The organism is Halobacterium sp. DL1 (assembly GCA_000230955.3).
Classification (GTDB): domain Archaea; phylum Halobacteriota; class Halobacteria; order Halobacteriales; family Halobacteriaceae; genus Halobacterium.
Genome location: CP007060.1, coordinates 863,005 through 881,883, shown reverse-complemented (window position 1 = coordinate 881,883; position 18,879 = coordinate 863,005). Strand labels below are relative to the sequence as shown.

The window sequence follows — 18,879 nt, the reverse complement described above, 5'->3', positions numbered from 1 at the left end:
CTCTCGTTTGTCGGTATGCTCTTGCGGTTGCAAGCCCGCGCCTTGTCCGTCCACCAGGCGAAGATTGTGTCGATGAGCGGGACATCCCAGCAGGACCTAGACGGCGTCGGCACTGCTCTCGACCCGGACGACCTCGACGCGGTCTGCGAGGCGTTCGCGTCGGCGAGCGAGTGACAGTCGAGAGTGACCGCCAGTGCCAGACAACCAGGCCCAACTCAGCACCGCAGAAATCGAAGAACGAATCCAGCAACTGGGACGGTTCTCCCGGTTCGTCAGGGCTGGTCTCGGCGTCATCCTGTTCGCCTTCCTGCTCGCCGTCGTCGGGCGACTGCCGTACAACCTCGACAGCGTCCCGAGCGCCGTCGACGCCGTACTCATGCCGACCATCTTCGTCGGGATGGGGTTGCTCCTCTACGGCATCGGAATGCACCTCCACATCATGCACCTCAACCTCGTCGCCCAGCTCAAGATGCGACACGCCGAAGAAGAGGACGGTGAGAGCTGAGGCTGGAGGGCTGTTCAGGCGGTCAGAGGACGTTCGTGAGCCGCATCAGCACGTTCACCGCCTCGCTCGGGAGAACGTCTGGCGCGACGTGGACGACGACTGCGACGACGACGAGTTCGACCGCCGTGATGACGACGGTGACGAACGTGGCGTAGTTCGAGACCGTGGCGACGCCGACCGGGAGGCCGTACTCCAACGGGGAGAACGGGTAGAACAGCGCGATGCCGCGCTTGCTCCCGACCACGTCGAGCACGTAGTGGGTGAGCACGCCGACCCAGACGTACTGGAGGTTGCCGAAGTAGAGCGGGAACGCGTAGAGCAGCGCCAGCACAGGGAGGTTGTGCAGCGTCTTGCGGTGTTTCCCGAAGTCCGTGTCCACGTCCGGAAACAGCGCGCCGAGCACGACCGGGATGAGCACGGCCGCGATGGTCCGGAGCGTCTCGACGCCCCCCGACGGGTAGAGAACGTAGCCGAGTCCGACGGCCAGCAACGCGCCGTTAAGGACGTGGTCTCCCTTGTTCACAGCGAAAACTGACCCCGGGGCTACGTGACGGTTTCGAGTTCGTCCGCCACCGCATCGAGCGCCCGGCGGGCGATTTGCTCCTTGATTTCACGCCGGTCGCCGTCGAATACGTGCTGTTCGACGGTGGCGTACGAGGACTGGGTCCCCCAGTCGCCTGCGTAGGCGACGCCGACGTAGACGCTGCCGACGGGTTTCTCGTCGGTTCCGCCGGACGGCCCGGCGATGCCGGTCGTGGAGACCCCCCACGTCGTGCCAGCGCTGTCGCGGACGGCCCGCGCCATCTGGCGGGCGACCGGTTCGCTGACGGCGCCGTGTTCGTCGAGCGCCTCGCGGGCGACGCCGAGAGCGAGTTTGGCGTCGTACGTGTACGTGACGACGCCGCGGTCGAAGTAGTCGCTCGAGCCGGGCACGTCTGTGAGCAGCGACCCGGCGAGGCCACCGGTGCAGGACTCCGCGGTGGCGAGGGTGTGGCCGGCCTCCCGGAGGGCGTCGCCGAGCGTCTCCTCGACCGGCGGGTCGGCGGCGAACTCGCGCATACCACGAATTACCGCGGGATGGGACAAGAAGCTACGGGCGCCCGGACGACCACTGTCTGGCGAAAGACACACGTACTCCGGCACGGACTCTCCCGTATGGAGTACGAGGAGCCGCTGTTCTTCCGCGTGATGCAGTACGCGGCCCGCGCGGACGGCGACGTCATCGACATGGTCTCGGGCAACCCGGACTGGGGGTCACCCCCCGCGGTCGCCGAGGGCCTCCACGAGTACGCCGACCAGGGCGGCGCGGCGTTCCAGTACCCGCCCAGCGACGGCCTGCGGGAACTCCGCGAGGAGATCGCCTCGCGCCGCCAGGTTCCGGTGGAGCAGGTCGTTATCACGAACGGCGGCGGCGGCGCGAACTACCTCGCGATGGCGCGCGCGCTGGAGCGCGACGCCGGCGACGAGGTGGTGATGGCCGACCCTGTCTACCCCTACTACCCCGGGAAGACGACGATGCTCGGCGGCACCCAGCGGTTCGTCGAGACCGAGACCGACGGCAGCCTCGACCCCGCGGCGGTCCGCGACGTGGTCGGCGAGGACACCGCGTGCATCATCGTGAACACGCCGAACAACCCGACTGGCGCGGTGTACGACGAGGCGACGATGACGGAGCTCGTCGCCATCGCGGAGGAGAACGACGCCATCCTGGTGAGCGACGAGGTGTACGACCACTTCGACTTCTCCGGGGAGTTCACGAGCGCACTCGAGTTCGACTCGGAGCACCGCATCGTCACGAACTCCTTCTCGAAGTCGCTCGCCATGACGGGGTTCCGCGTGGGCTACACCATCGCCCACGAGCAGCACACGGAGCCGATGAAGTCCCGGCACATGCTGACGAACGTGACGTCGAGTCGCCCCCCACAGGCCGCCGTCTTGCACGCGCTCCGGGAGACGGACCCCGACTACTACCGGGAGAGCCGGGACCTGCTGCGCGAGCGCGTGGCGACGTTCACCGACGCGCTGGACGACGCGGGCGCCGAGTACACGACGCCGGACGGCGCGTTCTACGTGCTGGCGCGGTTCCCCGACTTCCCCGGGAGCCTGGAGAACACGTTCGAACTCATCGACGAGGCGGGCGTCGCGGGGATGCCCGGTTCGGGGTTCGGGTCAACCCGCGACGACTGGCTCCGCTTCGCGCTCGTCTCCCCGCGCGTCGAGGAAGCCGCCGACCGACTCGCGGACTACTTCGGCTGAGCGCGGGGCGCCGTCGGCCCGCGCCTGGCTGAGCCTCGTTCGACCGACGGATTGACCCCGCTGGGTCGCTCATCCCGGGGCATGGACGAACTCGAGGTCGAGGCGGTCGACTCGCTCGACCCCGGCGTGACTGCGGGCACCGCGGAGTACGTGCTGTACGGCGGGAAGGGCGGCGTCGGGAAGACGACGATGGCGGCGGCGACGGCGCTCGCCAGCGCGAACGAAGGGACGGCGACTCTGGTCGTCTCCACCGACCCCGCGCACTCGCTGTCGGACACGCTCGGCGTCGAGGTGCCGGCCCGACCCGCGCAGGTGTTCGACGACAGGCCGCTGTGGGCGGTCGAGATAGACCCGGACGACGCGCTCTCGCAGGCGGGGATGTTCGGGCAGGACGGCGGCTTCGCCGGCGGGATGGACGCGCTCCTCGGCGGGACAGCGGGCGACAGCGCCGACGACGCGGCGATGATGCCCGGCGCGGACGAGGCAGCGGCGATGCAGTTGCTGCTGGAGTACATGGACGACGAGCGCTTCGACCGCGTCGTCGTCGACACCGCGCCCACCGGCCACACGCTCCGCCTGCTGGAACTCCCGGAGGTGCTGGACTCGATGGTCGGGCGGATGATGCAGGTCCGCGAGCGGCTGGGCGGGATGATGGACGGCCTGAAGGGGATGTTCGGGCAGGGCGAGGGAGAGGACGAACAGGGCTTCGGCGACCTGGACGCCGTCAAGGAGCGCGTCGAGCGTCTGCGAGCAGTCCTCACGGACCCCGCCCGCACGGACTTCCGCGTGGTGCTGGTGCCCGAGGAGATGAGCGTCATGGAGTCCGAGCGACTCGTCGCCCGCCTCGACGAGTACGGCGTGCCGGTCGGCACCGTCGTCGTGAACCGCGTGATGGAGCCGCTGGCGGACGTCGCGGACGTCCCGACGGAAGCGTTCGTCGCGCCGAACCACGAGGACTGCGAGTTCTGCGCCCGCCGCTGGGAGGTCCAGCAGGGGGCGCTCGCGCGGGCCCAGGACCTCTTCCGCGGGCCGGACGTGAAACGCGTCCCGCTGCTCGCCGAGGAGGTCCGCGGCGAGCGCCCGCTGCGCGTCGTCGCCGCCTGTCTCGACTAGAACGCAGTTCCTGTCAACAGAAAGGGGACGCTAACCGACGCAGTTCCCGACTGGGGAGTAGCTGATAACTACTTGCCGAGTACAGTTTTCCCTGCAATTGCCGATAGAAGAGCGTGGAGGTCTGCTCCACATGTCACAACAACAACAGCGAAATTCGCGTAGCAAGGCGCCGCAAACGAACCTCTACTCGACAGCCGTCAACCTCTCCGAGGAGAGCCGCGTGCCGGTGATCCAGACGCTGAACCAGGCGCTCGCCGACACCACCGACCTGCAGTCGCAGGCCAAGTTCGCCCACTGGAACGTCAAGGGCCGGGAGTTCTTCCAGCTCCACCTCCTGTTCGACGAGATCGCGGAGACGCTCTCCGAGCACGTCGACCTGCTCGCCGAACGCGTCACCGCGCTCGGCGGGCAGGCGATGGGGACGACGCGCATCGCCGCGAAGACCAGCCGCATCCCCGAGCCGCCGGTCGAGGCTGTCGACGACGTCGAGTACATCGAGTGGCTGGCCGACCACGTCGGCCACCACGCGAGTTTCCTCCGGGACGCCATCGAACAGGCAGCCAAGCTCGGCGACGAGGACACCGCCGACCTGTTCACCGAGATCTCTCGTGAGGTGGACACCCAGCTCTACTTCCTCGAGTCCCACCTCCAGACCGAGGTCCGGAACCAGGTTCCGGCGACGATGAGCCAGCCCCAGGGGTCGCAGTCCCAGGGCGCGGGACAGATGATCGGCGGCCAGCAGGGCGGCAGCCGGTCGATGTCGGGCTCCGAGAGCGGCAGGTCACAGATAGAGATCCAGGGAGGTGCTCCCCAGGCGATGGCCCCGACCCAGGGAATGGGGCAGTCCCAGGGAATCCCGCAGGACGTCTCGTCGCCGATCAGCGCACCCCAGGGTCTTCCCCAGGACGTCGCGCAGCCCATCCAGTCCACCCAGGGTTCGCTCCAGGGTGGCTCCGGGCAGTTCCGCCAGCAGCCGCAGTCGTTCCGGCCACAGCAGCAGGGCTCGATTCCGCCACAGCAGGCCCAGGGCCCGCTCCCGCCACAGCAACAGAGCTCCGGTCAGTCACAGCAGGGTCAGGGCTCGCTCCCGCCACAGCAGCAGAGCCCGAGCCAGCCACCGCAGCAGTCCCAGGGCTCGATGCCGCCACAGCAGCGGGGCCAGCAGCAGCCCCGGCAGCAACAGCCTCGACAGCAGCAGGGCTCCCAGCAGCCGCGTCGACAGCAGGGTTCGTTTCAATCTCCTCAGCACCAGCAGTCGCCGCCACGACAGCAGCAGCGACCCTTTCCGTCAGAGCAGCAGGGCTCCCTCCCGCCACAGCAGCAGTCTCAGATTCCACCACAGCAGCAGGGCTCGGTCCAGCCACCCCAGGGGCAGGGGTTCGAACAGCAGCAGCCGATGAGCCAGCCGACCGACATCCACGGCGGCGCGCCCGCCTACGGCGCCGCGAGTAGCGCGCTCCAGGACTTCCCGACCCGGCCCGGCCCGTAAGTCGGGCCCGGATGCCAGGGAAACCCGGCGGTCAGTTATTTATTGCAGAACGAGGCCCCACGCCTCGACTGCGAAGCACCGAGGCCAGGACACAAGTGAGAACGTTCGTCGCTGTCAGGCGTCCCGCGGACCGAACTGGCCGGGTTCGGCCCGGTCCTCACCGCCCTCTCCACCGGACTCGCCCTCACCACCGCCTCCGTCGCCCTCTCCGCCCTCTTCACCCTCCTCGCCGGGCGACCCACAGCCGGCGATCAGCGCTGTGACGACGGTCCCTGTCGCTGCGAGCAGCCGTCTTCGGTGCATGGTCGACTCGACGGAATCCGCCCGATTAACGCTGTTTGCACGGATACGGTGTTCGGTGACCAGTTACCCCTGAACTGCCGTCAGCGGGGGCGAACAGCCCGCCTGGTCAGTGCAAGTACTTCAGCGCGAGGCCGTACATCGCGTCCCGCCAGCTGTCGGGGAGGAATCGCGCGGCGACGCCGTACCGTCCAGCGCGTGCGACGGGATAGCGGGCCTTCGGGTTCGGGCTGACCGCCGCCTCGGTGATGACCTCGGCGACGCGCTCGGGGGGCACGGCGCCCGCGCCGTTGACCGCACTCGCGTCCTCGAAGAACTCGTAGATGGTCTCGTAGACGCCGCTCGGGTCCAGGTCGTCGACGTGGCTCTCTGCGCGGTCGCCGAACGACGTTTCGACCGGCCCGGGTTCGACGAGCGCGACGTCCACGCCGAACTGGGACACCTCACTCCTGAGCGCGTCGCTCATCCCCTCGAGGGCGAACTTCGAGCCGTTGTACGCGCCCATCCCCGGCGTGGCGACCCGGCCGGAGACGCTGGAGACGTTCACGATGGTCCCATCCCCGCGGTTCCGCATGTGCGGGAGCGCCGCCCGGACGAGTCGGTGCGGCCCGTAGACATTCACGTCGAACTGGCGGTGGAGCGCCCGCGTCGGCACGTCCTCCAGCGGTCCGAGCTGTGCGTACCCCGCGTTGTTCACGAGGCAGTCCAGCCGGCCGTGCTGGTCGACGGTGTCCTCGACGACGTTCTCGCACTGGGCCGGCTTCGTCACGTCGAGTTCGGCCGTGTCGCAGCCGGCTTCCGCGAGCGCCGCGATGTCCTCGGTGTCGCGCGCGGTGGCGACGACCGTCCACTCCTCGTTCAGCAGCGAACGCGCCGTCGCGTCGCCGATTCCCGAGGAACAACCAGTGATGAGCGCGACCTTCTCCATGGCAGACGTGTCGGGCGCCCCGAAGTTAACGGTTCACCTATCGGTTGGCGTGGCGCTCGGAGTAGATGGCCCAGATTTCGCATTCGTACCCCGACACTTCGCCGTCAACAGGACATAGAAAGCCCCGGTCACGGTAGGTGAAGCAGCAAAAGCGACTCACACCGACCCGGACTTCAGTTCGTCGGCGTAGGCGTCCGCGAGTCGCGTCGGCTCCGGGAGCTTGTAGCCCGCGCAGGTCGCTTCGACGACGTCCACCGCGGTCTCCGCGTTCACGCGGTGGCCGGGGCTCACGATGAGAGGATTGACGTGTCGCTTCTCGGGGTTCGGGTACTGGCGGGACTGGTAGGCGTAGCCGACCACTGTCCCCGTGGGCGCGTCCATCGAGCCGTCGGCCTCGATGGCGACGCGGGCGCCCTCAGGCAACGGGTCGTCGAGGGTGCTCCGTGGCGTCCCGCAGAGCAGGTTCTTCGCCACGCCGACGGCGGGAGCGTCGAAGAGGACGCCGACGTGCGTGGCGATGCCGGCCTGCCGGAAGTGGATGCGGCCGCTCCCGTCGAGGACGAGCACGTCGGGATCGATGGACAGCGATTCCAGAGCGTCGACGATGGCGCCGCCCTCCCGGAACGAGAGCAGTCCCGGAATGTAGGGGATTTCGAGGGGCGCCCGGCCCGCCGCGCGCTCGACGACGGCGCCGTCCTGAATCGCGACCGCGGCGCTCACCGATTCGTCGTCGAGGAACGCCTGGTCGACGCCGACGACCACCGGCGCGTCGCGGGCGTCGAGGCCCGCCTGCTCGTCGGGCGTCTCCGAGATGGCGGCGTCAGCGGGGTCGAAGTCGACGTCGTCCTCGAACGTCGCCTCGGCCGCGAGGTCGCGCTGGAGGGCCTCCATCTCCTGGCGGGCGAGCGCGGGGTCGGGGAGAAACTCGGGGCGGACGACGCGCATCTCAGCGGCGACGGCCCGGGCCGCCGGGGCCACCGGGGCCGCGCCCGCCACCGCCGAACTGGAGTTGCTGGGGTGCGCGCTCGCCCTCCCGCTTCAGTTTCGCGCCGTACGCCAGGCCGAGTCCGAGGCCGGCGAGGTGCGCGACCTGTGCGACGCCGCCTGCGCCGATGCCGCCGGCGCTGGAGACGAAGATGGAGTAGCCCGCGAACAGCGCCGTGGCGATCCACAGCGGCATCGGGATGATGAAGTAGAGGTAGATGCGGAGGTTCGGGTTCAGCACGGTGAGCACGCCGAGCAGCGAGGCGATAGCGCCGCTCGCGCCGAGCACCGCGGAGCCGACGTTCAGCGCGGGGCTCAGCGGCTGACCCCACCACGAGGGGTTCATAATCAGCGAGGCGCCGACCTGCGCGAGCCCCGCGAGCACGCCAGCGGCGATGAACAGCGCGGCGAATTTCTTGGAGCCGATGCGCTGCTCGACCACGGGGCCGAAGAAGTACAGCACGATGCTGTTCAGCAGGATGTGGGTGAAACCGCCGTGGGAGAACACGGACGTGATCCACGTCCAGACGTACAGCGGATGCTCGGTCGTAACCGTGAACAGACCGTACCATTCCGGACGGAACGCCTCGATGCCGAACGCGGGCGCGACGACGAACTGGAGGAGGAAGGTCAGCCACATCAGGCCGAGGAAGAGGTAGGTGAAGTTCCCCCGGAAGTACGCGAGTACGCCGCCGCGTCCCGTGTCGATGGAGAGGCGGTCCGCGAAGCTGCCCTGGCTCCCGCCGGGATTGTCCACGCTTTCGTCGAACCCGCTGTCGAAGACGCTGTCCGGGTCGCCCCAGCTGTCCAGCCCGGGGCAGTTGTGGTTCTCGGGGAGTCGATGCTCCGAGCAGTACGTGCCGCCGCAGAGCCGACACTGGTATGGCATCGATTCCTGGGCGCCACACCGGTCACACGTCGCCATTGCCGGGAATTAGGGAGGGCTGTGGAAATTGTTTTGGGTCGACGTACACCGACGGTGTTCGATTGCGTGGACTCTGTCGATGCAGTCGGAAGGATGTCTTCGAAAGCCCCGGGCAGTTCGACTCCCGGGACTCGCTGCGCGACTCGGTCGCAACGGTCCCTCGGTGCTTGCTTCGTCCGGGTTCGTCGAACTGCCCGCCCCTTTCAGTCCTCCCGATGGCCGGTTGGGCAACCGGCACCTGGCGGTCGCTGGGAGAGCTCTGCTCTCCCAAGACCTCAGGGAGCTCCGATTCCTGGCGGATTGAAAGGGCGAGCCGGCTCGCGGGCGAAGCCCGTGTGCGCTCAGCGGCCACTATCGCGAACGCAGTGAGCGATATGTCGGTGAGCGTGCGCGAGCCGCGCGAGGGCTTTCGGGTGTTCAAGTCGACCGAGCCCCATCCACACGTTCTGGAAGCAACTAGCAGCCACGGGGCTTTTGCTGGCCCCGCCGGTAGGTGGACGTATGCGCGAGTACGAGCGCAAGCAACTCCTCGAACGGGTCGACCGCGAGGGGGCGACCATCGGCGCGTCGATTCCCGGGGAGATAGACCTGCAGGGGGAGTCGTTCGCGCTCCAGCCGTTCGTCTTCGAGGTGAAGAAACACGACAGCGTGCCGGCGGAGCTCCGCGAGGAGGTCGAGGAGACGAAGAAGCTCCTGCGCCGGGAGCGTCTCGAACGCCGCGAGCGCCTCGAAGAGGCCGAAATCACGCGAGAGGAGGGCGAGGATATCGTGGCCGTGCTGGTGGGCATCGACCGCGCGCTGAACGCCCTCGAGTCTCTCGGGACGACGAGCATCGAGGCGGAGGCGACGGCCAGCGAGCGCGCCGACCAGAAGCGCTGGTACTCGTTCCTGAAGGAAGCCCTCGGCGAGGACGACAACGAGGGGATCCGGCGGTGAGCCGGAACGACGAGGTGGCGTCGCTGCTCGAGGAGTACGCGGCCCGCCTGGAGGCCCGGGACGTGAGCTACAAGCCCAACACCTACCGCCGCGCGGCGGACAACGTCCGGGACCACCCCGAGCCAGTCGAGGACCTCGCGAGCGAGGGAGTCGAGGCCGTCCAGCGCATCGACGGCGTCGGCGAGGCCATCGCGGCGAAGATCGTCGAGTACGTCGAGACCGGTGAGATAGCGGAACTCGAGGAGGAGCGCGAGAAACTCCCCGTCGACATCGAGGAACTGACCGCCGTCGAAGGGGTCGGCCCGAAGACCGTCGGTGCGCTGTACGAGGCGCTGGGCATCCAGAGCCTCGACGACCTCGAAGCCGCGGCGGAGGCCGGCGAAATCCGGGAGGTGTCGGGGTTCGGCGAGACGACCGAGCAGAACATCCTCTCGGGGATCGCCTTCGCCCGGGAGGCCCAGGAGCGCGAACTGCTCGGGAACGCGCGACCGGTCGGGGAGTCGGTCCTGGAGTTCGTCCGGAGCCACGACGCGGTCGAGCGCGCGGACGTCGGCGGGTCGCTGCGGCGCTGGAAGCCGACCATCGGCGACGTGGACGTGCTCGCGGCGAGCGACGACGGGGAGGCCGTGGGGCGCGCGCTCACCGAGTGGAAGCGCGTCGGCGACACCATCGACTTCGGGCCGACGAAGACGAGCGTGAGGATGAACGGCGTGCGCGTCGACCTCCGTGTGGTCGAGGACGCCGAGTACGGCGCGGCGCTCCAGTACTTCACGGGGAACAAGGGGCACAACCTGACGCTGCGCAACCGCGCCATCGGCCGCGACCTGAAGGTCAACGAGTACGGTGTCTTCGACGTCTCCGGGGTCGCGGACGAGGACGCGGGCCAGCGCGTCGGCGAACTGCTCGCCAGCGAGACCGAGGAAGATGTCTACGAGGCGGTCGGACTCCCGTGGATGCCGCCGGAACTCCGCGAGGACCGCGGTGAGATCGAGGCCGCGGCGAACGGCGACCTCCCGGACCTCGTCGCCCTCGAGGACGTCCGCGGTGACCTTCACACCCACACCGGGTGGTCCGACGGCGCGCTCCCGATCGAGGACCTGGTGGCGGGCGCCGCCGAGTTCGGCCACGACTACGTCTGCATCTCGGACCACGCCGAGGGGCCGGGCGTCGTCGCGGACAGCGGCCTCTCCGGGGCGGAACTCCGCGAGCAGGCCGACGAGATAGCGTCCGTACGTGCGGAAGCCGACATCGAGGTGTTCCACGGGACGGAAGCGAACATCGACGCCGACGGGGACGTGGGGAGCGTGAGCGACGACGTGCTCGCGGACCTCGACCTCGTCATCGCGAGTCCGCACTCGGGCCTCGGCAACGGCGAGGACCAGACCGAGCGGCTGATTCGCGCGGTCGAACACCCGGAGGTGGACGTTATCGGTCACCCCTCCGGGCGCCTCCTCAACAACCGCCCGGCGATGGAGTTCGACGCCGGCGCGCTCGGCGCGGCGGCCGCCGACGCGGGCACCGCCCTCGAGGTGAACAGCAACCCCCACCGCCTCGACCTCTGGGGGAGCGCCGTCAAGAGCGCCGTCGAGGCGGGCGCGACGGTCGCCATCGACACCGACGCCCACTCCGTCGGCGAGTTCGCCTACGTCGAGTACGGCGTCCACACCGCCCGCCGCGGGTGGGCCGAGACCGGCGACGTGCTGAACGCGCGGGACGCCGACGGCGTGCGCGAGTTCCTCGGCTGATGGCGTTCCTCGTCGACGCGATGGGCGGCGACGTCGCGCGAATTCTCAGGATGTGTGGCCACGACGCAGTGTACGTGCTCGACCGCGGAATCGAGGACGACAACGCGGTCAAGCGCCTCGCGCTCGACGAGAGAAGAACGCTCGTCACACGCGACCGCGACCTCGCGGCGCGGACGCCGGACAGCCTCCTTCTCACGGCAAAGGACACGGACGAACAGTTGCGGGAACTCGCCGTCGCGGGCGTCACCCTGAAACCCGCGGCGGGCGAGCGCTGTGGCGCCTGCAACGGCGAACTCGAAAGCGTCCCCCAGGAGGCAGCACGGCCTGACTACGTGTCCGACGACGCCGACACCGTCTGGCGGTGTCGGGACTGCGGGCAGTACTTCTGGCGCGGGAGCCACTGGACGAACCTCGAGCGGCGGTTAGAAGAAATCTGAAGCAAGCGACCGGTCAGCCGTTTCGCTCCCACCAGTTGCAGGCCTCCATGTCGTCCATCTCCTCCTCGTAGAGGCCGCAGTAGGGCTGCATGCCGTTGCCGGCGTTCTGGTAGTCGAAGTGCGCGCAGTTCCCGCAGTACCGGTCCGGTCCCGGCCCGTCGTCGGCGCCCTGCTCGTCAAGCGGTGAGGAGAGCTCCTGGCTCGCCGCGCCTCCGTCGGAGACGGACGCTGCCGGGCCGGGCGTCGGGTCTGGCTTCGTGGACGGCGGTCGCTTGGTCGTCGTGGTGGTCTCAGGTTCCGGTTCGGAGGCGTTGGCCCGCGTCTGCTCCTCGGGGTCCTCGACGCCGCCGAAGACGCCGACGCCGCCGAAACCCCCGGAGGAGAGCGCTTCGCGTGCGCTCTCGACGTTGTCCGCTGGCACCTCGACGGTGTGCGTCTCGCCGTCCTTCGTGACGGTGAGCGTGACCGTCCCGCCGGGGTCGTTTCGCGTCTTGAACGTCGCGACAGCGGTGAACAGACACCAGAACGTCGTGATGATGCCGGCGGCGTACACGAGGATGAACGCCAGCGTCTGCGTCGTCGGCACGCCGCCCGACTCGGGGACGTAGAGGTAGGGGTAGGTCGCGCGGAACAGCATTACGCCGAGCACCGTCAGTCCGGCGCCGATTGCCGCGGCGGCGCGCTGGACGCGGTTCGCGGGCAGCACGGCGAAGATACCGAAGAACACAGCCGGCACGCCGAGGCCGGCGAGAATGCCGGCTATCTCGCGGCTCTCGTACTGACCGAACCCGTTCTCGATGAGCAGACCGGTCGCGCCCGCGAGAATCCCTCCGACAACGAGCAGCGCCCCTGCGGCGAAGAGGCCGGTACCCAGGTAGACGTGGCGCTGGCTCGCCTCGCCCGCGCGGCGGTCGTAGGTTTCCCCCAGGCTAGTCATGGGCGGTCATTGTGCGGCCACCCTAAAAACACTACGTCAGACGTTGGAGAGTTTCACGCCAAGAGCTGGCCAGCAACAGGGCGCCATTGACGGCAGTTGGCCAGCCGACCACGGGTGGGACTGAAAGGGGCGACACGCCCGCGCTTGCGTGGTCGCCTCGGCGGCCCCTGTCCGTGAGCGAGCCGAGCGAGCGGATGTGCCGGCGAGCGGGCGCGAGCGTGCCGGGGCGTTCTGGGTAGTCTCCATCTAGCGGTCAGTAGCAGAAACGGTGACTCGCTTACCGGGTACCATCCGGAGCAATCCATCAGTTCACGGGGCGGAGTGCTTCGAAAGGTTGAATCCACGGCCGCTCGAAGCCGCGGACATGGCTGACGAGAACGACGAGGAGGAGGAGGAGGACGCGCCCGCCGTCGAACTCGGAGAGGGCGAGTCCGTCGAGGGCGCCCCGATAGCGCGAGTCGCGTCCCGGCTGACGTGGGCGCTCCAGAAGAGCGAGATCGTTCGGCGGGAGGGCGACACGGTCGTCAGGACGCCCGACGGGCCACAGACCATCGAGAGCGTGCTCGCTGACGTCGACATCACGTACTTCGAGACCCGCCGGGAGTTCGTGCAGGCCCTCGAGGACGCGGTCGGCATCGGGCCGGTCCAGACGGAGTAACGCGTCGACGCGGCATTCTGCCCCGGCGAAGTGGACCGCCTGACCGAGTGTATTCTTGTTCCCCGGAGGGCCGGATATGCTACCGTTCGACCCGAGCGACGTCGACCCGGCGGAGTACGGCGAGGCGCAGGCAGTCCTGGAGATGGACCACGAGGCGACCGTCGAGCACGTCCACGATGCTTTCGCGAATCTGGATGCGGCGTGAGCTACAGGACGAGAAGTTCCGGTTCGACGCCGGCCTGGACGGCGGCCCACATGAGCACGAACAACGTCGCGTTGTAGAGGCCGTGAGCCAGCGCGGGCGCGACGATGTTCTCCGTCTTCTCGTAGACGTAGCCGAAGAAGATGCTCGGGACGAAGAGGATGGCAATGGAGACGGCGACGGCCTGCAGGCCGCCGACCAGCGCGGTGATGTGCAGCGGGGCGAACGTCAGCGACGCGAGCAGGATGGCCGCCGCCGCGCCGAAGTGCTCGCGCAGCGACCCCTGGATGACGCCCCGGAAGAGGAGTTCCTCGCCCGGGCCGATGAGCAGCAACTGGAGCACGATGAGGTAGGGGATGATCTCTGGGTGCTGGAGCGCGGTGGTGGCCGCCGTGTTCGACGCCGTCTCAGTCGACGTGACCGTCAGCAAGATGGCGATGGCGTAGATGACGGCGAACACCCCGATGTACGACGCGACGACGTACTTGAGGTCGCGCAGCGAGGGCAGCGACGCGGGGATGAACGACCACGAGCGGTCGCTGTACCGGATGTAGAGCCACGCCGTTGCGGGGAACGCGATGCCCTGCAGTGAGACCATCGAGATTCCGAGGCCCGCCACGGCGTCGATCTCGTTGCCCGTCAGCAGGACGTAGGCGTTCGCGACGACGAGACCCGCGGGAATCGCGAGGATGAACCCCAGGAGCGCGATGCCGAACGCGACGCCGACCGCCCGCAGCTTCGAGCCCGAGCCTGCGTCCGGGGCGGCGGGGGAGGCCTGATTCGAGTCAGTAGTCGCCGAATCCATGTCACGTAGTTCGTGTCGGGCGGCGAAAAAGGACGGGGTTAGCTGTCGTCGCGGCGCTCGCGGAGTTCTCGGCGCAGTTCCGTGACCTCGCTCTCGAGGTCCGCGACGCGAGTTTCGAGTGCGGCGTCGGGTCGTTCGCCGCCGCCGTCACCACCGAACAGGCGCTTTCCGCCCGCGAGCAGGACGACGGCGGCGACGACGAACGTGAGCAGTATCATCGCGAGGACCGCGAGTTCGATGCCGCCGGGCAGTCCACCGAAGGAGGCAGGGACCATCGTACGCGGCGTTTCGCTGGTGAGCGTCAAAAAGCTACGTGAACGCCGACAGGTCACTCTGGACGCCCGCGACCATGCTGGACTTCCGTCGCAGGGCGGCCAGCGAGACGGGCAGGTGTTCGGCGATATCACCGACGGCGCCGTGGAACGTCTCGGCCTCGCCGGGTTCGGTGTCGAAGGCGTTGCGCACGCTCTCGCGGACCTGCCAGACGCCGACGGGCGCCCAGTAGTCGTCGCTGACCTCCCGGAGCACGAGCGCCTTCGCCTGCCGCCCGATGTTCGAGAGGTGTTCGAGGACGCCGAGGCGGGCGGCGTAGTAGGCGCCCGCCGTCTCGTCGACGTAGCCCGAGCGCCCCTCGAAGCCCTCGCTGGCGCTCCCCATCCAGATGTCGCCGTGGGGGTCGGGGTTCCAGATGCTGCCTGGCGCCTTCATCTCCACGAGTTCGTACTCCCAGTTCCCGGGCGCGAGCACCACCCAGTAGCGGTTTCCCATGTACTCGTTGACGTGGACAGTGACGCGGTCGACGCTCGGGGCGTCACGGATGGTCCCCCGGAGGTACTGGCCGACGGTGTCGTCGACGGCCGTGATTGACCACCGCGTCGGCACGAGGCGGCGGTGTTCGCCCTGCCCGAGCGCGCCCACGGAGAGCACGCGATTGATGTCGTAGACGTCCAGGCCGCGCCGGTAGAGGTAGGTCATCGCGCCCTGGGCCGCCCAGTCGTCGTCCTCGAGTGTCTTCTCGACGTATCGCGGGACGTGGGGGTTCTCCGCGAGGTCCGCGGAGTCGGCGGTCGCGTTCGGGCCGGAGGGCGCGTTCGCCGCCGGGTTCGTGTACTCATCCGGGTCGAACTCAGGGGTGTCCGAGAGGCCGATTTCGACGTCCACGGGCCGGTCGGCCATCGCCACCTCGCGCTGGGTGCCGACGAAGCCGTCCCAGACGTCGTGGACGTTGACGTTCGCTGCGCGCCGGGAGTTCAGCAGGCCGGTCCGGTACTGGAGGACGTTGTCGATGCCGAGGCCGCGCTGGTACCACTCCCCGCTGGCGGCGAACTCCGAGGGGTCGGCATCCCCACCAACGGGCGAAAGGATGCCCGCGGAGACGTCCGGATACGAGGACCGGCCGACGAACACCGAGGGCGCGGTGGCGCCGTAGAGCGTGTCCCCCTGGACGGCGGACTCCACGCCGGAGGCCACCTCCTCGACGTAGTCCAGAATCTCGTAGGACTTCTTGTCGGCGAGGCGCCGCCGCTCGGCCGCCTCGTCCGGCTGGAGTCCCTCGATGTAGTCGTCGAGTCGCACGACTCTCCCTTGCGCAGGCGCCCACTTACCCGCTTCGCCGCGCTCGCGCTGGCCAGCAGACGTACCGCCAGTAGGTCACGACAGACGGCATCTGCGCGGGCGTCCGCTAGCAATAATATTGTTCGAACGGCCACTTTTTTCCCGGACTACCGAGCAACCATTCGAATCATGGATTGTCAAAGGGCGTTTTGTACTCTCTAGTCCCCTATTAGGTGCCTTCCTGAAAACATCTATAGTGAATCGTGTGGTGTGCGCTAGCATGGAACTAGTCGGCTCGCTCCGCCAGCGGTTGTCGGCCAGCACCCCCGCGAAGTTCGAGTGCGGCCTCTGCACCGCGAGCTTCGACTACCGGCCGCCGAACTGCCCGGCCTGCGGGAGCACAGAAATCAGAGAGACCTAGTCCGCCTTCGCCTGCCACTCGCGGACGCTGTCCGCGCTCACGCCCGCCACCTCGTCGGCGACGGTTTCGGGTTCGGCCTCCGAGAGGTCGCCGACGTCATCGATGCCAGCGTCCTCGAGTTTCTCCGCGGTCTTCGGCCCGATGCCGTCGAGTACCTCCAGGCCCTTCTTGCGCTGGCGCTCCTGGTACTCCTCGTAGTTGCAGATGGGGCAGCCCAGCTCCCACGGGTCGTCGTCGTCCTCGCCGTCGTAGACGACGAGTTCCGGGAGGTCGTGCTCGTCGCAGTACGTGTCGGTCACCTCGATGTCGCCCCGGCGCGGGAGCGGCAGCGAGTACTCGCAGTCCGGGTAGCGCGTGCAGCCGACCAGCCGGCTGCCGGTCTGTAGCTGCTTGATGGCGAGTTCGCCGTCGTGCTCCTCGCCACAGTCCGGACAGACTCCGATGACGCGGTCCTCGGACTCGTTGGCCTCCTCGGCCGCGCAGAGCGGGCAGCCGTGGACGAACGTGTTGCGGCCCGCGAGCATCTTCACCTCCTGGAGCCCGTGTTCCTCGCATGCCTCGTCCAGCACGAGCGGTTCGCCTGTCGACGGGAGCGGGAGCGTGAACCGGCATTCCGGGTAGCCGTCGCAGCCCACGAAGTACGACCCCGTCCGCGAACTACGGACGAGCAGCGTCTCGCCGCAGTCCGGACACTCGCCGAGGGTCTTGTCCGCCTTCAGCGACGTCCGGAGATGTTCGCCGATCTCCTCGCGGGACGACGCGAGGTCGTCGAACACGCGGTCGAGAATCTCCCGGGACTCGTCCGTCACGTCGTCGAGGCTCTTCTCGCCGTCCGCGATGGCGGTCATGTCGGCCTCCAGTTCGCTCGTCATCTCCTCGCTGACGACGAGGTCGGCGTACTCCTCGGCGGCCTCCACGACGGCCTTCGCGAGCGTCGTCGGGCGCGGCGGGTCGTTCTCGATGTACCCCCGGTCGTACAGCTTCTCGATGGTGTTGTGCCGGGTGGACTTCGTGCCCACGCCCAGGTCCTCCATCGTCTCGATGAGCCGGCTCTGGCCGTAGCGGCGGGGCGGCTGGGTCTGCTTGGCCTCGATGCGGGCGTCGGCAAGCGCGAGCGCCTCGCCCTCCTCGACGGCCGGGACGTGGTTCTCGCTGGTGTTGAAGTACGGGTAGACCGCGTGGTAGCCCTCCTCGACGAGGCGCTTCCCGTTGGACTTCAGGCGCTCGCCGTCGGCGTCCGCGACGACGCGCAGGTGCTCCCACACTGCGGACGGCGCGAGCGTCGCGAAGAACCGCCGCACGACGAGTTCGTACACCTCCCACTCGTCCTCGGAGAGCTGGTTGCGGTCCGGGAAGTCCGACGTCGGGTGAATCGGCGGGTGGTCGGTCGTCTCCTCGTCGCCCTCCGTCGGCGTGAGGTCGTCGCGTTCGAGCAGCGACGTCGCGCTGTCCCCGAAGACGGTGTTCTCGAACGCCGCGAGCAGTTCGCGCTCGTCGAGGTCGTCTGGGTAGACCGTGTTGTCGGTCCGGGGGTACGTGACGTAGCCGGCCGTGTAGAGGTCCTCCGCGATGCTCATCGCGCGGCCAGCGGAGTAGCCCAGCGAGCCGGCCGCGCGGATGAACTGCGTGGTGTTGAACGGCGCCGGCGGGTCGTCCGTCCGGGTGCGGCTAGAGACGGACTGCACGATGGCCTCGCTCGCCTCGCGAAGCGTCGCGAACGCGGCCTCGGCGTCGTCCTCGTTCCAGACGCGCTCGGCCTCGGTGCCGTCCTCGCTCTCGTAGAAGTACTGCGCCTCGAACTCCGTCTCGTCCTTGGTGAGGTCGGCGAACAGCTCCCAGTAGTCGTCGGGTTCGAACGCCTCTATCTCGCGCTCCTTGTCGACGATGAGCTTCAGCGTCGGCGTCTGCACCCGGCCGACGGAGATGAAGTCGCTGCCCATCTGTTTTGCCGACAGCGAGAGGAACCGCGTGAGCGCGGCGCCCCACATCAGGTCGATGGTCTGGCGGGCCTCGCCGGCCGCGGCGAGGTCGAAGTCTATCTCGTCCGGGTTGGCGAACGCCGAGCGGACCTCGTTGTCCGTGATGGAGGAGAAGCGCCGCTTGACCGGCGCCTCCTCGTTGACCGCCCGGACGAGTTCGAACGCCTCCTTGCCGATGAGTTCGCCCTCGCGGTCGTAGTCCGTCGCGATGATGACGCTGTCGGCCTCGCGGGCGAGGCGCTGGAGCGCGTTGACGATGTCCTCCTGTGTCGGTTCCTTCACGACGTCCGCGTGGACCAGTTCGGCTGGCTCGACGTCCCGCCAGTCCGAGTACTCCGGCGGGAAGTCCACGCCGACGACGTGACCGGAGAGGCCGATGCAGCGTCGGCCGCCCCACTCGTAGACGTTGACGCCGGCGTACGTGTCCGTCGACGCCCCTCCCTCGGAGAGGATGTCGGCGATGCGTCGCGCGGCGTTGTTCTTCTCTGTGACGATGAGTTCCACGGTGTACCTCCGCCCGTTCGGGCGGTCGTTGGTGGCGGTAGGCTACAGTACGGGGTAAAGATTTCGCTGCCGATAATCGCAAGCAGGCGGCGCCCCAAGGCGCGCTCGCACCACGCGCGTGTACGCGAGGACCACGTGCTTTCGTCACTCGCGGCGTGCGAGAACGACCCCGTGAACTAACCTTTTCCCGTGAGAACTGCG

22 protein-coding genes are annotated in these 18,879 nt (G+C 68.5%); 11 read left to right on the top strand and 11 right to left on the bottom strand.

The features are described 5' to 3' along the window. Positions 1-15 precede the first annotated feature (15 nt). Both HALDL1_05995 and HALDL1_05990 read left to right on the top strand, forming a co-directional pair. On the top strand, positions 16-174 hold the full coding sequence (locus HALDL1_05995) for a hypothetical protein (protein AHG05201.1): 159 nt from the start codon (positions 16-18) through the stop codon (positions 172-174). Positions 175-193: 19 nt separating this feature from the next. Continuing rightward, positions 194-505, top strand: a complete 312-nt coding sequence (locus HALDL1_05990; protein AHG03191.1) for a hypothetical protein — start codon at positions 194-196, stop codon at positions 503-505. A gap of 22 nt (positions 506-527) precedes the next feature. On the opposite strand, the gene HALDL1_05985 is transcribed toward HALDL1_05990, so the two are convergent. Further along, positions 528-1,028: a membrane protein gene (locus HALDL1_05985; GenBank protein ID AHG03190.1), complete on the bottom strand. Its 501-nt coding sequence runs from the start codon at positions 1,026-1,028 to the stop codon at positions 528-530. A gap of 20 nt (positions 1,029-1,048) precedes the next feature. Continuing rightward, complete coding sequence (locus HALDL1_05980; protein AHG03189.1) at positions 1,049-1,564, bottom strand: competence damage-inducible protein A; 516 nt, start codon at positions 1,562-1,564, stop codon at positions 1,049-1,051. Between the two features lie 96 nt (positions 1,565-1,660). Between HALDL1_05980 and HALDL1_05975 the strand changes: the two genes are divergently transcribed. The 3 genes from HALDL1_05975 to HALDL1_05965 all read left to right on the top strand — a co-directional run bounded on the left by HALDL1_05975 (position 1,661) and on the right by HALDL1_05965 (position 5,363). Continuing rightward, complete coding sequence (locus HALDL1_05975; protein AHG03188.1) at positions 1,661-2,761, top strand: aspartate aminotransferase; 1,101 nt, start codon at positions 1,661-1,663, stop codon at positions 2,759-2,761. Positions 2,762-2,842: 81 nt separating this feature from the next. Then, positions 2,843-3,874, top strand: coding sequence for an arsenic transporter ATPase (locus HALDL1_05970; protein ID AHG03187.1), 1,032 nt, complete (start codon positions 2,843-2,845; stop codon positions 3,872-3,874). A gap of 130 nt (positions 3,875-4,004) precedes the next feature. Continuing rightward, a complete protein-coding gene (locus tag HALDL1_05965) occupies positions 4,005-5,363 on the top strand; it encodes a DNA recombination protein RmuC (GenBank protein ID AHG03186.1) in 1,359 nt (452 codons plus the stop codon). Between the two features lie 114 nt (positions 5,364-5,477). Here HALDL1_05965 and HALDL1_05960 read toward each other — a convergent pair whose 3' ends face one another. The 4 genes from HALDL1_05960 to HALDL1_05945 form a co-directional block, all read right to left on the bottom strand. Beyond that, the gene (locus HALDL1_05960) at positions 5,478-5,666 is read right to left on the bottom strand and encodes a hypothetical protein (GenBank protein ID AHG05200.1); all 189 of its coding nucleotides are present in this window, start codon (positions 5,664-5,666) and stop codon (positions 5,478-5,480) included. 106 nt (positions 5,667-5,772) lie between these two features. Then, positions 5,773-6,591 (bottom strand): oxidoreductase, encoded by an 819-nt coding sequence (locus HALDL1_05955; protein AHG03185.1) that lies wholly within the window; start codon positions 6,589-6,591, stop codon positions 5,773-5,775. Positions 6,592-6,747: 156 nt separating this feature from the next. Continuing rightward, on the bottom strand, positions 6,748-7,536 hold the full coding sequence (locus HALDL1_05950; protein ID AHG03184.1) for an endonuclease V: 789 nt from the start codon (positions 7,534-7,536) through the stop codon (positions 6,748-6,750). Position 7,537: 1 nt separating this feature from the next. Further along, positions 7,538-8,500 carry a rhomboid family protein gene (locus HALDL1_05945; protein AHG03183.1) on the bottom strand — a complete coding sequence of 321 codons (963 nt, stop codon included), beginning with the start codon at positions 8,498-8,500 and terminating at the stop codon, positions 7,538-7,540. A 501-nt stretch (positions 8,501-9,001) separates the two neighbouring features. Between HALDL1_05945 and HALDL1_05940 the strand changes: the two genes are divergently transcribed. The 3 genes from HALDL1_05940 to HALDL1_05930 are packed head-to-tail and all read left to right on the top strand — an operon-like array spanning position 9,002 to position 11,618. After that, positions 9,002-9,436 (top strand): hypothetical protein, encoded by a 435-nt coding sequence (locus HALDL1_05940; protein AHG03182.1) that lies wholly within the window; start codon positions 9,002-9,004, stop codon positions 9,434-9,436. After that, positions 9,433-11,181, top strand: a complete 1,749-nt coding sequence (locus HALDL1_05935; protein ID AHG03181.1) for a DNA-directed DNA polymerase X — start codon at positions 9,433-9,435, stop codon at positions 11,179-11,181. Before HALDL1_05940 ends, HALDL1_05935 begins: the two co-directional genes overlap by 4 nt. Continuing rightward, the gene (locus HALDL1_05930) at positions 11,181-11,618 is read left to right on the top strand and encodes a hypothetical protein (protein AHG03180.1); all 438 of its coding nucleotides are present in this window, start codon (positions 11,181-11,183) and stop codon (positions 11,616-11,618) included. The genes HALDL1_05935 and HALDL1_05930 overlap by 1 nt, the downstream gene beginning before the upstream one ends. Positions 11,619-11,631: 13 nt before the next feature. Here the strand turns inward: HALDL1_05930 and HALDL1_05925 are convergent, their stop codons facing one another. After that, positions 11,632-12,555 carry a ribonuclease BN gene (locus HALDL1_05925; GenBank protein ID AHG03179.1) on the bottom strand — a complete coding sequence of 308 codons (924 nt, stop codon included), beginning with the start codon at positions 12,553-12,555 and terminating at the stop codon, positions 11,632-11,634. A gap of 364 nt (positions 12,556-12,919) precedes the next feature. Here HALDL1_05925 and HALDL1_05920 point away from each other — a divergent pair, with 364 nt between their 5' ends. Beyond that, positions 12,920-13,213, top strand: coding sequence for a hypothetical protein (locus tag HALDL1_05920; GenBank protein AHG03178.1), 294 nt, complete (start codon positions 12,920-12,922; stop codon positions 13,211-13,213). Positions 13,214-13,289: 76 nt separating this feature from the next. Continuing rightward, on the top strand, positions 13,290-13,418 hold the full coding sequence (locus HALDL1_05915; protein ID AHG05199.1) for a hypothetical protein: 129 nt from the start codon (positions 13,290-13,292) through the stop codon (positions 13,416-13,418). 1 nt (position 13,419) lies between these two features. On the opposite strand, the gene HALDL1_05910 is transcribed toward HALDL1_05915, so the two are convergent. From HALDL1_05910 to HALDL1_05900, 3 genes are read right to left on the bottom strand one after another with little or no spacing between them, the layout of a single operon-like run. Further along, entirely contained in the window at positions 13,420-14,220 is an 801-nt protein-coding gene (locus HALDL1_05910; GenBank protein AHG03177.1) for a CAAX amino terminal protease, read from the bottom strand. A 38-nt stretch (positions 14,221-14,258) separates the two neighbouring features. Further along, positions 14,259-14,495 (bottom strand): hypothetical protein, encoded by a 237-nt coding sequence (locus HALDL1_05905; GenBank protein AHG03176.1) that lies wholly within the window; start codon positions 14,493-14,495, stop codon positions 14,259-14,261. A gap of 34 nt (positions 14,496-14,529) precedes the next feature. Further along, positions 14,530-15,795, bottom strand: coding sequence for a hypothetical protein (locus HALDL1_05900; protein ID AHG03175.1), 1,266 nt, complete (start codon positions 15,793-15,795; stop codon positions 14,530-14,532). 259 nt (positions 15,796-16,054) lie between these two features. On the opposite strand from HALDL1_05900, the gene HALDL1_05895 reads away from it, so the two are divergent. Continuing rightward, the gene (locus HALDL1_05895; GenBank protein ID AHG05198.1) at positions 16,055-16,195 is read left to right on the top strand and encodes a hypothetical protein; all 141 of its coding nucleotides are present in this window, start codon (positions 16,055-16,057) and stop codon (positions 16,193-16,195) included. Here HALDL1_05895 and HALDL1_05890 read toward each other — a convergent pair. Then, a complete protein-coding gene (locus HALDL1_05890) occupies positions 16,192-18,678 on the bottom strand; it encodes a DNA topoisomerase I (protein ID AHG03174.1) in 2,487 nt (828 codons plus the stop codon). The genes HALDL1_05895 and HALDL1_05890 overlap by 4 nt on opposite strands. Positions 18,679-18,879: the final 201 nt, after the last annotated feature.

Excerpts from the sequence above, each read along its gene's own strand:
- HALDL1_05995 (AHG05201.1), top strand. The coding sequence starts at position 16 with ATGCTCTTGCGGTTGCAAGCCCGCGCCTTGTCCGTCCACCAGGCGAAG.
- HALDL1_05980 (AHG03189.1), bottom strand. The coding sequence starts at position 1,564 with ATGCGCGAGTTCGCCGCCGACCCGCCGGTCGAGGAGACGCTCGGCGAC.
- HALDL1_05975 (AHG03188.1), top strand. The coding sequence starts at position 1,661 with ATGGAGTACGAGGAGCCGCTGTTCTTCCGCGTGATGCAGTACGCGGCC.
- HALDL1_05970 (AHG03187.1), top strand. The coding sequence starts at position 2,843 with ATGGACGAACTCGAGGTCGAGGCGGTCGACTCGCTCGACCCCGGCGTG.
- HALDL1_05965 (AHG03186.1), top strand. The coding sequence starts at position 4,005 with ATGTCACAACAACAACAGCGAAATTCGCGTAGCAAGGCGCCGCAAACG.
- HALDL1_05960 (AHG05200.1), bottom strand. The coding sequence starts at position 5,666 with ATGCACCGAAGACGGCTGCTCGCAGCGACAGGGACCGTCGTCACAGCG.
- HALDL1_05955 (AHG03185.1), bottom strand. The coding sequence starts at position 6,591 with ATGGAGAAGGTCGCGCTCATCACTGGTTGTTCCTCGGGAATCGGCGAC.
- HALDL1_05950 (AHG03184.1), bottom strand. The coding sequence starts at position 7,536 with ATGCGCGTCGTCCGCCCCGAGTTTCTCCCCGACCCCGCGCTCGCCCGC.
- HALDL1_05945 (AHG03183.1), bottom strand. The coding sequence starts at position 8,500 with ATGGCGACGTGTGACCGGTGTGGCGCCCAGGAATCGATGCCATACCAG.
- HALDL1_05940 (AHG03182.1), top strand. The coding sequence starts at position 9,002 with ATGCGCGAGTACGAGCGCAAGCAACTCCTCGAACGGGTCGACCGCGAG.
- HALDL1_05930 (AHG03180.1), top strand. The coding sequence starts at position 11,181 with ATGGCGTTCCTCGTCGACGCGATGGGCGGCGACGTCGCGCGAATTCTC.
- HALDL1_05925 (AHG03179.1), bottom strand. The coding sequence starts at position 12,555 with ATGACTAGCCTGGGGGAAACCTACGACCGCCGCGCGGGCGAGGCGAGC.
- HALDL1_05920 (AHG03178.1), top strand. The coding sequence starts at position 12,920 with ATGGCTGACGAGAACGACGAGGAGGAGGAGGAGGACGCGCCCGCCGTC.
- HALDL1_05915 (AHG05199.1), top strand. The coding sequence starts at position 13,290 with ATGCTACCGTTCGACCCGAGCGACGTCGACCCGGCGGAGTACGGCGAG.
- HALDL1_05910 (AHG03177.1), bottom strand. The coding sequence starts at position 14,220 with ATGGATTCGGCGACTACTGACTCGAATCAGGCCTCCCCCGCCGCCCCG.
- HALDL1_05905 (AHG03176.1), bottom strand. The coding sequence starts at position 14,495 with ATGGTCCCTGCCTCCTTCGGTGGACTGCCCGGCGGCATCGAACTCGCG.
- HALDL1_05895 (AHG05198.1), top strand. The coding sequence starts at position 16,055 with ATGGAACTAGTCGGCTCGCTCCGCCAGCGGTTGTCGGCCAGCACCCCC.